Source organism: Aeromonas sp. s7(2024), assembly GCF_040907825.1.
GTDB lineage: Bacteria > Pseudomonadota > Gammaproteobacteria > Enterobacterales > Aeromonadaceae > Aeromonas > Aeromonas veronii.
Genome location: NZ_JBFOCM010000022.1, coordinates 1 through 13,933, shown reverse-complemented (window position 1 = coordinate 13,933; position 13,933 = coordinate 1). Strand labels below are relative to the sequence as shown.

13 protein-coding genes are annotated in these 13,933 nt (G+C 61.6%); 8 read left to right on the top strand and 5 right to left on the bottom strand.

The genetic code is table 11. The features are described 5' to 3' along the window. The first annotated feature begins 121 nt into the window (after window positions 1-121). The 4 genes from AB5Y73_RS09485 to AB5Y73_RS09470 all read left to right on the top strand — a co-directional run bounded on the left by AB5Y73_RS09485 (window position 122) and on the right by AB5Y73_RS09470 (window position 4,077). A complete protein-coding gene (locus tag AB5Y73_RS09485; RefSeq protein ID WP_041210334.1) occupies window positions 122-859 on the top strand; it encodes an isochorismatase family protein in 738 nt (245 codons plus the stop codon). 59 nt (window positions 860-918) lie between these two features. After that, window positions 919-1,818, top strand: a complete 900-nt coding sequence (locus AB5Y73_RS09480) for a pirin family protein (RefSeq protein WP_181497255.1) — start codon at window positions 919-921, stop codon at window positions 1,816-1,818. Further along, window positions 1,815-3,074, top strand: a complete 1,260-nt coding sequence (locus AB5Y73_RS09475) for a CynX/NimT family MFS transporter (protein ID WP_118853724.1) — start codon at window positions 1,815-1,817, stop codon at window positions 3,072-3,074. The genes AB5Y73_RS09480 and AB5Y73_RS09475 overlap by 4 nt, the downstream gene beginning before the upstream one ends. Before the next feature lie 100 nt (window positions 3,075-3,174). Further along, the gene (locus AB5Y73_RS09470; protein WP_118853723.1) at window positions 3,175-4,077 is read left to right on the top strand and encodes a LysR family transcriptional regulator; all 903 of its coding nucleotides are present in this window, start codon (window positions 3,175-3,177) and stop codon (window positions 4,075-4,077) included. Window positions 4,078-4,201: 124 nt separating this feature from the next. Here the strand turns inward: AB5Y73_RS09470 and AB5Y73_RS09465 are convergent, their stop codons facing one another. Next, entirely contained in the window at window positions 4,202-5,092 is an 891-nt protein-coding gene (locus AB5Y73_RS09465; protein WP_139731009.1) for a LysR family transcriptional regulator, read from the bottom strand. Between the two features lie 101 nt (window positions 5,093-5,193). Between AB5Y73_RS09465 and AB5Y73_RS09460 the strand changes: the two genes are divergently transcribed. The 3 genes from AB5Y73_RS09460 (at window position 5,194) to AB5Y73_RS09450 (ending at window position 8,603) form a co-directional block, all read left to right on the top strand. Next, a complete protein-coding gene (locus AB5Y73_RS09460) occupies window positions 5,194-5,832 on the top strand; it encodes an NAD(P)-dependent oxidoreductase (protein WP_118853721.1) in 639 nt (212 codons plus the stop codon). Between the two features lie 426 nt (window positions 5,833-6,258). Then, window positions 6,259-7,302 (top strand): isopenicillin N synthase family oxygenase, encoded by a 1,044-nt coding sequence (locus AB5Y73_RS09455; RefSeq protein ID WP_118853720.1) that lies wholly within the window; start codon window positions 6,259-6,261, stop codon window positions 7,300-7,302. Window positions 7,303-7,439: 137 nt separating this feature from the next. Continuing rightward, window positions 7,440-8,603, top strand: coding sequence for a PLP-dependent aspartate aminotransferase family protein (locus tag AB5Y73_RS09450; protein WP_118853719.1), 1,164 nt, complete (start codon window positions 7,440-7,442; stop codon window positions 8,601-8,603). Window positions 8,604-8,713: 110 nt separating this feature from the next. Here AB5Y73_RS09450 and AB5Y73_RS09445 read toward each other — a convergent pair whose 3' ends face one another. From AB5Y73_RS09445 to AB5Y73_RS09435, 3 genes are all read right to left on the bottom strand, one after another. After that, entirely contained in the window at window positions 8,714-10,378 is a 1,665-nt protein-coding gene (locus AB5Y73_RS09445) for an AMP-binding protein (protein WP_005333638.1), read from the bottom strand. A gap of 98 nt (window positions 10,379-10,476) precedes the next feature. Then, complete coding sequence (locus tag AB5Y73_RS09440; protein ID WP_005333639.1) at window positions 10,477-10,755, bottom strand: YfcL family protein; 279 nt, start codon at window positions 10,753-10,755, stop codon at window positions 10,477-10,479. 99 nt (window positions 10,756-10,854) lie between these two features. Beyond that, window positions 10,855-11,970, bottom strand: a complete 1,116-nt coding sequence (locus tag AB5Y73_RS09435; RefSeq protein WP_181497254.1) for an ATP-NAD kinase family protein — start codon at window positions 11,968-11,970, stop codon at window positions 10,855-10,857. A gap of 120 nt (window positions 11,971-12,090) precedes the next feature. Between AB5Y73_RS09435 and AB5Y73_RS09430 the strand changes: the two genes are divergently transcribed. Beyond that, a complete protein-coding gene (locus AB5Y73_RS09430; RefSeq protein WP_042083356.1) occupies window positions 12,091-12,828 on the top strand; it encodes a TerC family protein in 738 nt (245 codons plus the stop codon). A gap of 75 nt (window positions 12,829-12,903) precedes the next feature. Here AB5Y73_RS09430 and AB5Y73_RS09425 read toward each other — a convergent pair whose 3' ends face one another. After that, window positions 12,904-13,866 (bottom strand): IS1595 family transposase, encoded by a 963-nt coding sequence (locus tag AB5Y73_RS09425; RefSeq protein WP_279499216.1) that lies wholly within the window; start codon window positions 13,864-13,866, stop codon window positions 12,904-12,906. Window positions 13,867-13,933 lie beyond the last annotated feature (67 nt).

Here is a 13,933-nt window from a genome sequence, read left to right as displayed (position 1 = left end):
CAGATTGTCGCTATTTTTGCAGCCATCATAATGGCCCTGTCCCCATCAGACGGTTGCTGCGCGGCAATCCGCCCCACCAGCAAGGGCCGTTTGACTGTTCCAATATCACAAGGAGTTCACCATGAAACTGCGACAAATCTGCTCTGCCACCCTGCTCGGTCTGGCGACCCTGACCGCCACGCTGGCCACCACAGCGACACCGGCCATGGCCGCCGAGGCTGCCAGCCATCCGACCGTATCACCCAACCGCTATCTGGAGATGCTCTCCCGAGACAATGCGGTACTGCTGCTGGTCGACCATCAGGTCGGCTTGCTGAGCGGCGTGCGCGACACCACGGTGGGCGAGCTCAAGCACAACGTGGTGGCGCTGGCCAACGCCGCCCGCGCCCTCGGCGTGCCGGTGATCGTGACCGCTACCATGCCCGATGGCATGTGGGGCCCCACCATGCCTGAACTGACCAGTGCCCTGCCGGATGTGAAGGTGATCAACCGCACCGTCATCAACGCTTGGGACGATCCTGCCGTGCGCGCCGCCATTGAGAAGACCGGCCGCAAACAGCTGATCATCGCCGGGGTATCCCTCGAGATCTGCGCCAGCTTCCCGGCCCTCTCTGCCAAGGCTGCCGGCTATGATGCCCGGGTGGTGCTCGATGCCTCCGGCACCTTCAACGAAGCCAAGCGCACCACTGGACTGCAACGCTTGCTGGGGGCCGGTATCCCGGTCACCGACTACGCCTCTGCCGCGGTCGAGATGCTGCGCAGCAACGTCGATCCCAAGGCGCACGATGTCTACAGCGCCCTCGACATGCCTTTCGCTACCCTGGTGTGGCAGATGCAAGAGGGTGCCAAGAAGTCGTAACTCGCCCCGCCTTCGGTCAGATGACCGAAGGCTTCTTTTGTCTTCAAGAGGTTATATCGATGACCAGACGCCTGACTCTCTCCGCCCCCGTCAAAGGCCAACCGCTGCGCATTGGCAGCGGCTTTGAAGCCAGCCATTTTGGCGAACACTTTTTCAACGGTCTGATAGACCCCGTGGTGATGGTGGATCACTTCCAGATGACCGCCCCCACCTTCGAGCCCCATCCCCACGCCGGGATCTCTGCCGTCACCTATCTGTTCGAGGATTCGAAGAGCCCCCACGTCAACTACGACTCCCTCGGCAATCAGGGCCCCATCGAACCGGGCGCGCTCCACTGGCTGGCGGCCGGGCGCGGGGCTGTACATACCGAGCAGCCGGAAGGGACATCGCCCTATGTCCACGCCCTGCAGATCTTCGTCAACCTGCCTGCCCGTCAGAAGATGGCGTCGCCTTTTGCCGTCCACGCAGCCGCTGCCACCATCCCCGAGTTTCATGGCGAAGGGGTGCGAGTACGGGTGGTCGCAGGCCACAGCAACGGGATAACGGCACCACACTCGGTAGAACTACCCCAACCCTTTACCCTGCTCGATGGCCATTGCGCGCCCGGCAGCCGCTTCACCCATCTGCTGGCGGCAGGCTGGAATGCCATGATCTATCCCCTGACCGGATCGCTGACCCTGCAGGCGGAGGGAGAGCGGCACCTCATCCCGGCAGGTCACGGGATGGGTGTCAGCCTCTCTGCCGATGGCGGCGAGGCGGTGGCTCTGCAACTGGAGGCCACCGAGCCCTGCCACTTCGTGCTGCTCTCAGGCCAGGCGCTCAATGACCCCCTGGTCAAACATGGCCCCTTCGTCATGAACAGCCACGACGCCATTGCAGATCGGCTGCATGCCTATCAGCGCGGCGAATTTGGTCAGCTCAACGATGAGTGGCTGCGCAACGGCCAATATCGGCCATGAGCACGCTCGCTGGCTACCAGCCACAAAGCACGCGCTGGCCTCTGGTCTTCCTCGCCATTTTCGCCGGTGCCAGCGGCGCTCTCTGCCTTGGCAAAGTGCCCGCCGTGCTCGGCATACTGCGCAGCGAGCTGGGGCTGACACTGGTCGAAGCCAGCTATCTCGCCTCAGCTTTCAATACTCTGGCGATCCTCTGCAGTCTCTTTCTCGGCCTGTTGCTGACCCGCTGGAGTGGGCGGCAAACCGGGGTTGTCGGGCTTTTGGTTATCGTCACAGGCGGTGCGTTGGCGCTGCCCGCTACCGGGCTGGCCATGATGCTGCTGTCGCGCATTGTCGAGGGGATTGGCTTTTTGCTGGTCTCGGTGGCCATGCCCGCCTTTATCGTGGCGGTGACCCGGGAGGAGGATAAACGGCTGGCCATAAGCCTGTGGGCAGTCAACCTGCCCCTCGGGGCGGCGGCGGGTATGCTGCTCACCCCCTGGCTCACGGCGCAAGGTGGCTGGCGACTGGCCTGGCTGATCCTGATGATCCCGCAACTCTCTGCCCTGCTGCTTCTGCTCGCCAGTCGCTCGGCAGATAAACTGCGGGTCTGGGCACCCCAAAACTCGATCAACTCGGGCCACCCGCTGCGCCAGCTCACGGTGCTCCGGCAGAAGGCACTCTGGCGCTACGGGTTGGCGTTCACGCTCTACAGCCTGATGCTCTGGGCGCTCTTTGTCTGGCTGCCAACCATGTTGCAAGGCAGCCCCGGGATTGGCCAAAGCCAGATCGCCCTGCTTTCGGCGCTGGCGGTGGTCGCCAATATTCCCGGTAACCTGATGGGGGCATGGCTGCTGCGCCGGGGCATGGCACGAGATCGGCTCATCAGTTGGGCACTGGGCCTGATGGCGCTGTGTGGCATGCTCGCCTTCTGGCCCGGCCTGTCGCCGTGGTGGGCCTATGGGCTCTGCCTCGCCCTCTCCCTAGTGGGCGGTATGGCGCCGCCAGCCATCCTCTCGTCTGCGCAGGGAGTGAGTCAGGGGCCGGTGCAACTGGCCATCGTGCAAGGCTTTTTTGTCCAGCTCGCCAACTTCGGTCAGCTGCTTGGCCCCCTGTTGCTGGCGGCCCTGATGACGGACAGCGGCCATTGGGGAAGCGCTCGCTGGCTCTTTCTGGGCGGCTTGCTGCTGGTCGCGCTACTCTATGCCGCGGGCCACCTGCCGGGCTCAAGCATGGCTGCAAAACAGGCTCGATCGCATTCGCGGCAAGATGAAAGGTGACGAATAGAGAGGGAAACATCACAGTTATCGCAGGGAATGCTGGCCGGACAAGAGGCTGTTCAGTATGTTAACTGTTTAATCTTGCTTAACGGTGGCTTCCATGTCTCAAGTCGATCTCAATCTCTTTCGCGTCCTCGATGCGGTGATCCGCTATGGTGGTGTCACCACGGCCGCCGAGATGATGGAGATGACCCCCTCGGCCATCAGCCAGGCCATCAGCCGCCTGACCAGCCTGGTGGGCGAGCCGCTGTTTGTCCGCCAGGGACGCGGCATCACCCCCACGGCGCGAGCGCTCAGTCTGCACCACGAGATCATGGTGCCGCTGCACGACATGGAGCGCAGCCTGCAGCGCACCGATCTCTTTGATCCCCAGACCAGTCGGCGCACCTTTCGCATCGCGGGGGTGCCCGATATCGATATCTTCTTCCTGCCGGAGCTCAACAACCTGCTGCAGACCCAAGCCCCCAACTGTCAGCTGGAGTGGAACACCCAGGTGCAGGACGAAGCCCTGCGCCAGAACAGCCTCTATCTGCACAGCGTGGATCTGGTGCTGGCCACCAAGCCGATGGCGGAGCAGGGGATCGAAAACGAGCAGATCATGTCCCAGGCCCTGCGCATCGCCTGCCGCAAGGATCACCCCAGGATCCGCCAGGCCCCCGACATGGCCACCTTCTTCAACGAAAAGCACGTGGTATTGCAAACCAGGCGGCTCGACAGCTTGCTGCTCAACACCCTGACCAAGGCGCCGCTGCCGCCGCGCCAGATTGCCTACGAGAGCGACTCCCTGCTCACCGCCCTTCATCTGGTGAGCCGAACCGACTGGCTCTGCGTCGCCAGCCAGTGGCACATGGAGAAGCTGGGGCAGGCGCTGGATCTGGCCAGCTATCCCCTCCCCTGGCTCTCGGAGGATTGCCCCGTCTACATGAGTTGGCACAAGAGCTCCGGTCAGGATACCGGGCTTAATTGGCTCAAAGATCAGATGCGGGCCGTCAGTTCGTTTTAAGTATGCTTAACAGTCAAGCATGCCCATCTCCTCATCCGGGCTATCGCTCTTCTCGACAAACCGCCTATGGATAATCCCTCCTTCAGGATAATCGGGGGCCTTTTCTCAACCATTAAGGCGCAGCTCATGACGACATCGTCGTGCCGAAGTAACTGCGAAGCGCCTCCACCACCCGCCGCACTTTCTCCGGGATCTCCCGCTGCGGCGTGATGGCGTGGATCTCCATCGGCTGCACCCGAAAACCGGGCAACAGTTCGAGCAGACGCCCCTGCGCCAGATCCTCGCCAATTTCTCCCTCCGGTTGCAGCGAGATCCCCTGCCCCGCCAGCGCAAACTGGCGCAGGGGCAACACGTTATTGCAGAGCACCTTGGCCTTGAACCTCACCCTGTGCTCGCCCCCCTTTTCATCCTGCAGCAGCAAACCGTTGCCCAGCATGTCGCCGCAGAGCCAGTCGTGGGTGGCCAGATCGGCGGGCGTGCGCGGCGTCCCCTTGCGCGCCAGATAGGCGGGCGCAGCGCAGAGCAGCATCCGGGTCTGCCCCAGTTTGCGGGCCACCAGGGTCGAGTCAGGCAAGGTGCCGACCCGCAGCGCCACGTCGATCCGCTCGGCAATCAGATCCCGCTTCTCGTCGTCGGCGATGATCTGGATGGTGAGGCCGGGATGGGCCTGCAACAGCGGCGAGAGGGCCAGCGCCAGCGGCTGGCCCGCCATCCCCACCGGGGCGGTGATCCGCACTTCCCCGAGCAGGGCGTCGCGCACTTCCGAGAGGCGCAGCTCGGTCTCGCTCAGAGTCTGCTGCAACGCCCGGCACCCTTGCCACACCACCTCTCCCGCCTCGGTCAGACTGAGACGACGGGTGGAGCGATGGAGCAGGGGCAGTCCGAGCAGGCTTTCGAGCTGGCTGATATGCTGACTGACGGCGGAGGGGGTCATGCCAAGGGATTTGGCCGCCCCTGTCATGCTGCCCGCTTCCACCACAGCGGCGAAGATGGCGTAACGTCTGAGCTGTTCCATTATTAAATCCAGCTTATAAGTGAATGCATTTTTGAGGTGATTATTAAATCATAAATGGCGGCGTAGGATAGCCCCATTCCAACAGTGAAGGAGAGTTCCCCATGAAGATTGCCCTGATCGGTGCCAGTGGTTTTGTCGGTTCAGCCATCCTGAACGAGGCCATCAGCCGCGGCCATCACGTCACCGCCATCGTCCGCGATGTCAGCAAGGTGGCCGCCCATCCGCAGGTCACCGCCGTGGCGGTGGATGCCCAAAACCCGCAGGCATTGGCCGAGGTGCTCAAGGGGCACGATCGGGTGATCAGCGCCTACAACCCGGGCTGGAGCACACCGGATATCTACGACCAGTACCTCAAGGGCGCCAACGCGATCGTCGCAGCAGCCAAAGCGGCCAACAGCTGGCTGCTGGTAGTAGGTGGCGCCGGCAGTCTGGAGGTTGCCCCCGGCGTGCAACTGGTGGATACCCCTGAGTTTCCGGCCGAGTGGAAACAGGGGGCACTGGCGGCCCGCGACGGTCTCACCGCCCTGCGTCGTGAAACCACCTTCGACTGGCGCTTTGTCTCTCCCCCGGTGTTCCTGGAGCCGGGCGAGAAGCGTGGTGGCTATCGCTTGGGTGGCGACCAGGTGCTGTTTAGTGGCGAACAGCCTGCCGGGATCACCGCCGGTGATCTGGCCGATGGCGTGCTGAACGAGGTGGAAAAACCGGCTCACCAGCGCCAGCGCTTTACCCTGGGTTACTGAGAGCCAGCAGGCGGTTAAGGCCAGAATACGCGGTCACTCGCCTGTGCTTTCGGTCAGGTGAAAAACCACTCAACCAGAAGGGAGGCATCCGCCTCCCTTCTGTTTTGGCCATTTTCTGTTTTGGTCATTTTTGGCCGCTGGTAGCTTGCCTCTGGTTATCACTCTCCCCCTCATCGTTGCCCCTTTACCCCGCAATGGCTGCGCAAAAAACCTTCAGCCCATCAGGCGCCGAATTCCATTTCGAATTTTGTATATAACTAAGAATAATTTGTTGTTTCCGTCTTATAACACCGAACAGTAGCATCCCCTTTATCCCAGATGGCGCCACACTGTCGCACCATCCCGTTTGCCGCTTATCAGGTCTGCCAACAGCGGAGGCAGTGCAAGAGATGGCGCCAGAGATAACGAAAGAGTGAGGAGGTGCACATGGAACATTCACCACTGCCGATCATCGATCTGGCTGCCCTCAACGGGGCGCCCGAGGTGCGTCGCCCTATGCTGGCCCGGCTTGCCGCGGCCGCCCGCGACGTCGGCTTTTTTTATCTGACAGGACATGGCCTGAGTGACACCGAGCAGCGAGAGACTCTGGCGCTGGCTGAGCGCTTCTTTGCCCTGCCGGAGCAGGAGAAGCTGGCGGTGCAGATGGTCAACAGCCCTCACTTTCGCGGCTACAACCGGGTCGGTGCCGAGCTGACCCGCCAGCAGCCGGATCTGCGGGAGCAGTTCGATATCATGAATGAGGCGCAAGCCCTGCCTGCGGCCCTGATCCGTGAACCATGGCAGCGGCTGATCGGCCCCAACCAGTGGCCGACTACTTTTCCCGAGATGAAAGGCCATCTGCTGGCGTGGCAGGAGCGGCTGAGCGACATCACCCTCACCCTGCTCGCCGCTTTTGCCGAGGTGCTGGAGCAACCGGCCAACGTGTTTGACGACAGCATCCGCGGCGCCCCCTACCAGCACATGAAGCTGATTCATTACCCGGGGCAAGAGGCGGGCGGCAGCAGTCAGGGGGTCGGCGCCCACAAGGATCCCGGCTACCTGACGCTGGTGATGCAGGACAATCACTCGGGGCTTGAAGTCGAGACGGCCAACGGCTGGATCTCCGCGCCCCCCCTGTCGGGAGCGCTGGTGGTCAATATCGGCGAGCTGCTTGAGCTGGCCTCCAACGGCTATCTCAAGGCGACCCTGCATCGGGTGGTGAGCCCGCCGCCCGGCGTATCGCGCCTCTCCTGCGCCTTCTTTATGGCGGCGCGGCTCGATGCCACCGTGCCGCTGCTCAGCCTCTCCCCAGAGCTGGCAGCGCAGGCGCAAGGGCCGGAGAGTGACCTGACCAACCCGCTCTTCTATCAGGTGGGGGAGAACGTGCTCAAGGGGCGGTTGCGCTCCCACCCGGATGTGGCGGCGCGGCACTATGGGCCGGTGGAATCCACTCGCCTCCCACGCACTGAAAGCGAAGCGATACCGGCCTAAGCAGCGCAAAGATGCGCAGGCGGGTATATGCATAAGCCACAAGCAGCATGGATATACCCGCCCTGACTAAACAACAAGCAACGAACTACAAAACACAACCAGTCATGGCCAGAGCCTGGCCATCACGGAGCAACACGATGAAATTCAAGACCATGAGCGTACATAGCGGCCAGCGGATCGACCCCCAGACCGGCGCCCTCACCACCCCGCTCTACCAGAGCAGCACCTTCAGCTACTTCAACGCTCAAGCGGGCAAGGATCGTTTCGCAGGTCAGGCCCCCGGCTTTATCTACAGCCGCTTTGGCAACCCCACCACCGCCGAGCTGGAGCAGAAACTGGCGGCGCTGGAAGGGGCTGACGAAGCGCTGGTGGTGGCGAGCGGCATGGCGGCGGTGAGCGCCATCATGTATGCCCTGGCCGACAGCGGCGATGAGGTGGCCTATATCGGCCCGCTCTACGGCGGTACCGATGCGTTTCTCAAGCAGACCTTCAGCCGTGCCGGCATCAAGGTTACCGCCTACGAGAGCGATCGGGAGCTGCTGGCCAATATCCGTCCCGTCACCAAGGTGGTACTGTTCGAAACCCTGACCAACCCCACCCTCAAGGTGGTGGATCCGCGGCTGGTGGTGGAAGCGGCCCGCAAGGTGGGCGCCATCACAGTGTGTGACAACACCTTCCTCACCCCCTACCTGCTGCGTCCGCTGGAGCTCGGTGTCGACGTGGTGATGCACAGCGGTACCAAATATCTGGGTGGCCACGGCGACATCATCGCCGGGGTGGTGGCGGGCTCCCACGCTCTGATGAAGTCGATCCGCACCGTGGCCCTCAAGCATATCGGCTCCCCCATCGGCCCGCAGGAGGCCTACCTGCTGCAGCGCGGGGTCAAGACCCTGCCGCTGCGGATGGATGCCCACCTGCACAATGCGCAGAAAGTGGCCGAGTTTCTGGCCGCCCACCCGGCGGTGAAGAAGGTGATCTACCCGGGCCTTGCCAACCATCCGGGTCACGATGCTCTCGGCGCCTTCGCCAGCGGCTTTGGCGGCATGGTGAGTATTGAGCTGGAAGGCGGGTTTGAACGCTGCGCCACCCTGCTCGATAACCTGCAACTGTTCGTGCAGGCGGTGAGTCTGGGGGATCTCGAGAGTCTCGCCTGCCATCCGGCCAGTACCACCCACGCCGCCATGGACGAGGCGAGCCGCCTCGCCGCCGGAGTCAATGACAACCTCATCCGCTTCAGCATCGGGGTGGAAGATGCCGACGATCTGATCGCCGATCTGGCCGCCGCGCTGGCGCAGATCTAACCGGGCGCGGTTTTTACTCCCCGACAAAACAGCGGCGAGTGAGATGCCTCAAACACAACAACGGCCCATCAAGAGCCGTTGTTGTTTGGTGCGCTATGGGAAGACGGAATTTACTCCTCCCACACCACCACTTGGGATGAGGGCCAGCGATCCCCGACCTGGGCGTACTTTTGCTCCAGCAGGTGACGCTTGATCTTCATGGTGGGGGTCAGCACGCCGTTCTCGATATTCCAGGGGGTTTTCACCACCAGAATGCCGCGGATCTTGGCGTGGGACTCCAGCTGATCGTTGACCCGAACCCGCGCCGCTTCCAGTCTGGCGTTGACCTCCTCCCGATTGCCCTTCATGGCGCTCTCGGCCAGCTGCACCAGCGCAATGGGCTGCGGCATGCCGTAACCAATCACGCAGAGCTGTTCGATGATGGGCTCCTGCCCCAGCAGCCCCTCTATGGGCACCGGCGCCACATACTTGCCCTTGGCGGTCTTGAACACATCCTTCATCCGGCCGGTGATGGTGAGATAACCCTCCTTGTCCAGCTTGCCCATGTCGCCAGTGTGCAGCCACCCCTCGGCATCGATGGCCTCGGCGCTGTGCTCGGGATCCTTGTAGTAACCCAGCATCATCCCTTCGCAGCGGCAGAGGATCTCCCCCTCGTCGGAGATCTTGATGGTCACCCCGATCCCCGCCTTGCCGACGGTGCCGATCTTGTCGGCGCGGAATGGGTAGTTGATGGTGGAGTAGGCGTGGTTCTCGGTCATGCCCCAAGCTTCCGTCACCTTGAGGCCAATGCTCAGATACCACTCAAGCAGCGCAGGGGAGACAGGCGCGGAGCCGCAGCCGAGTACCCGGGCCTGATCCAGCCCCAATCCCTTTTGTAGCTTGCGTTTGATAAGACCGGAGATAAGCGGGATCTTGAGCAGCAACGCCAGTTTGTTCTGGGGCAGCTTCTCGTGGATCTTGATGCGGAACATGGCCCACAGCCGTGGCACCGAGATAAAGACGGTGGGACGGCAGCGTTTGACATCTTCGATAAAGGTGTCGAGGGATTCGGGGAACGCGATGGTAGCGCCGCCATAGAGACTTCCGCCGTAGATGTAGACCCGCTCGGTAATGTGGGCCAGCGGCAGGTAGGAGAAACCCCTATCGGCCTGGCTCAGGCTCACCGTCTCCACCAGCTTCTCGCACGACCAGGCGTAACGCTCGACGCTCAGCATCGCCCCTTTCGGCTTGCCGGTACTGCCGGAGGTGTAGACCAGACTCAGCAGGGAGTCAGGGGCCTGCACCGGGCTGTCAGGGATCGGCTCATGCGCCTCCAGCAGATCGTCCCACTGGTGGCTGGCCGGCATGGTGTCATAGGGGAAGGCGATGCGCAGCAGATCGGCGGGTACGCCCGCCTCCTGACTCTTCCAGTCATCCAGCTTGCCGACGAAGATCGCCTTGGCCTCGCTGTGGCGCAGCACATATTCGATGGTGTCGACGTTGGCAGTCGGGTAGATGGGCACGCTCACATACTGGCCCATCTGCATCGCCAGATCGGCGATAAACCACTGGGCGCAGTTCTTGGAGAGCAGCGCCACCTTGTCACCGGCCACCAGACCGAGGTGACGCAAGGCCGTCACCATCCGCCGCGCTTCATCGGCCACTTCACCCCAGGTGAAATCGACATATTCGCGGTTGATGGTTTGACGCAGGTAGGTTCGATCAGGACACTGCCGCTCCCAGTGATAGAGCATCTCGAGCGGCAGTTTATTGGCAATGCGTGAGGAGGAGGCCATAGTTTAATCCCTGAAACAAAAGGCGAAACTTATTATTAACCTTTCACTAACTTCAGGGGAAGAATAAACTCAAACTTCAGTTTGAATTGTGTATCCGATCAAGCTTCTGCGTCTTGTTGCAAACGACTCCACATCGCCTGCACCAGTTTTTCATCCTCTTCAGATAGCTCACCTTGCAAGATCGCCTCGTTGAGGCTGCGCAGCACATAGCTCTTGACGTCCCGCACCAGGGTCTTGCCTTCCAGCTCGGCCCGGGCAACGGCCAATGAGATATGACCTCGCAGGTAACCCCCCGCAAACAGCTCATCATCGGTCGCGGTAGCAACCATGCTGTCGATCAGTCCCAACAACTTGTGCTCAAAATCGTGAATCGTCATGTAACGCAGCCTCATTTGCGGCAAAAAATTCGGGGGTATGGAACCGCAATCCGGTTGATTGCAGCTCTCTGGCGCCAGGCCAGCAGCGTCCTTGGCGTCCTATTCCGGGTTGGCCACCGGGTAGATGACCTGATCCTTGTATCCCGTGGTTATTCGCAGATAACCACGCAACGCCCGGTTTAATTCGGGATCATCGGTGTCCACCAGCAGCGGCCTGCCCGCAAGGGCGGCAAGCTTGGCTTTGGTTGCCAGCACCTGGATATTCTCCAGCCCGACACACCGAATCACCTCAGGACTCAATTGCTGATTTCCGCGCCCGAACAGATGTCCCTGTCCGCCGATCAGGGTAATGATCAGTCGGCAGCGACGGCCGCGGATCCGGGTCAGGATCTCGGCGGCGCTGAGATCCTGCCCGATAAGTCGGCTATTTTCCACCAGATCCACACCGAGCAAAGTATTTTCCAGACCGAGCTCTGTCATACAGGCTGCCACCGTGCTGCCGGAGCCCATCAGATAGAGGGTATCGGGCTCCATCTGCTCCACCACACCGGCGGCGAGATCCACCAACACCAGCTCTTCGGACTCCTTGCCCCCCTGCTTGACCGCCTGTACGTAACGCAGATCGCCGGGCACCTTCAGCAGGCCGTAGTGGCGGGCCCGCACCTTGCCCGCGCGAAACGCCTCCTCGTCGATGTCGCGCACCTCGGCATCGATCAGGCTGAGCAGTTCCCCTGCGATCATCCGCGCCACCACCCGCCCGCTGGCGGCGGGCGTCACCCCGTAGACGCCGGAGTGGATCTTGCACCCCGCGGGGATGCCGAGCACATGGCAAGACTCCCCCACCGCGGCGCAGATATCCCGCGCCGTGCCATCGCCACCGGCAAACAGCAGCAGATCGACCCCGGCTTCGCGCATCAACCCGGCGGCGTAGCGGGTATCATCGGCCGAGGTGCTCTCCCCGGCCGGTTGATAGATGACCCGACAGGGCAACCCCAGTTCGCGGGCCACCGTCTCCCCCATCTCTCCTGCTACCGTCAGCAGTTCAAACGGGACGCTCAGCTCGCACAGTGGCAACAAGGCTTGCCGCGCCCGCTCCTGCGCTTTGGGCACAGCGCCACGGGCCAGCGCCTCGGCAACCACACCGTCACTGCCCTTGAGCCCCACTGCGCCGCCAATCCCGGCGACCGGATTAATGATGAACCCTAATCGAAACATGCTTGCCTCCCTTGCGATGGCCACCATTTTTATCTTTTCCCCCCTCTGGGACAAGCAGTGGCGCCCCTGCTAGAATGCGCTGCTTCAATTTTCCAACCAATTTTCAACCAAGGTTCAATCATGCTGGAATGGGTTCTTGATCCCTCTGCCTGGGTCGCACTCGCCACCCTTACCCTGCTCGAAATCGTGCTGGGCATCGACAACATCATCTTTATCTCCATCCTGGTAGGTCGCCTGCCGGAGGCGCAGCGTCAAAAAGCGCGCATTCTGGGTCTGGGGCTCGCCATGGGTACCCGGATCCTGCTGCTGCTCTCGCTGGCCTGGGTGATGCGCCTCACCGATCCGCTCTTCACCGTGCTGGGTGAAGCCATCTCCGGCCGCGATCTGATCCTGCTGCTGGGGGGCCTGTTCCTCATCGGCAAGAGTGCCCACGAGATCCACGTCACCCTGGAAGGGGCGGCCGAGCCGGAAAGCGTCAGCAAAGCGGCCTCGGGCTTCATCAGCACCCTGATCCAGATCGCCATCCTCGATATCGTGTTCAGCCTCGACTCGGTGATCACCGCAGTCGGTATGGCCGATCACGTGCCGGTGATGGTGCTGGCCATCATGATCGCCGTCTTCATCATGATGTTTGCCGCCAAATCCATCGGTGATTTCGTCGATAACCACCCCACCATCAAGATGCTGGCCCTCTCCTTCCTCACCCTGGTGGGCTTCGCCCTGATGGCCGAGGGGATGGATCTGCATATTCCGAAGGGCTACATCTACTTCGCCATGGCCTTCTCGCTGGTGGTGGAGATGATCAACATCCGCCTGCGCAGCCATCACGACAATAACGGGCAAAATAGCGCGCAGTAACCCTGCCCGCACATGCCCTCGCGACCCCAGCTGTCGCGATCAAAAAGAGCGCCGGTCGGGCGCTCTTTTTTTAGGTTATGTCCCAATTACGTGTTGCATGGGGCGCCCCAGCGCCTCATGCAAACATGTTTTGATATTTACGCCTTTTCCGTAACGCTCCAGCATCCGGCGCCAACCCAAGTAGTTCTTCAGGTAGTGCGTCGCCACGCCATGGAACCGCTCCATCCACTCTTTCAACCGATGGTGATATCCGTTCACATGCTGGATGTGATACGCACCGACTACCCGTTCGCCTTGACGATTGCGCACCACCTGATGGGTTATACCCTGTTCCTTGCTGAAACAGGCATACACACCCGCCCCATCGCTACACAGCACCGCATCCGGTGACACCAACGGCTTCAACACTGCGATGACCGTATCGGCATTTATTTTCTCCAACTGGAAATCCGCATGGTGGCCTGCACGGTCTTGTACCACCATCACCGGGATGTAATCTGGCCCGGTTCCACGAGTTCGACCTTTACCACCGCGATGACGTGGTGGACGCGGCAGTCCCCGCTGCCCCTTGAACGATTCAAGGAAGAAGGTCTCATCCACCTCAACAATGCCCTCTTCCCGGGTGGCCTGATGGGTTGCCATCGCGCGCAAGAATCGGTGACGCCAGAGGAACGCGGTGTTTTTGCTGACCCCACAGCGCCGCGCGGCCTGGCGGACAGTCAGTCCTTCGATGAGAGCTTGCGCGTAGTCTTCCCAGCACTGTGCTTTACGCAATCTGGCCAAGGGCGTCTTGGTCAGAACGGTGCTGGTGCGCAGACACAGTTTGCAACGGTAGCGGCGCAGTCCCCGACTCCATCCCCAAGGCGCCAGCTGGGTAACATCGGCCTGACAATGGGGGCAGCCACTGCATGCCGGTAACTGAGTATTGAGCGAGGTAATGGTGTGGGGTGCAGTAAGCTCCTGCTGAGCAACACGGCGCTGGCGCAGGGTTAACTGGGGAAAAAGGGACAACAGGTGTTGAAAGGCTGGGGTATCCATGATGGTAGACCTCAAGGTGATGGCCTACTTCAAGATTAGCCTTTCAACACGTAATTGGGACAGAGCC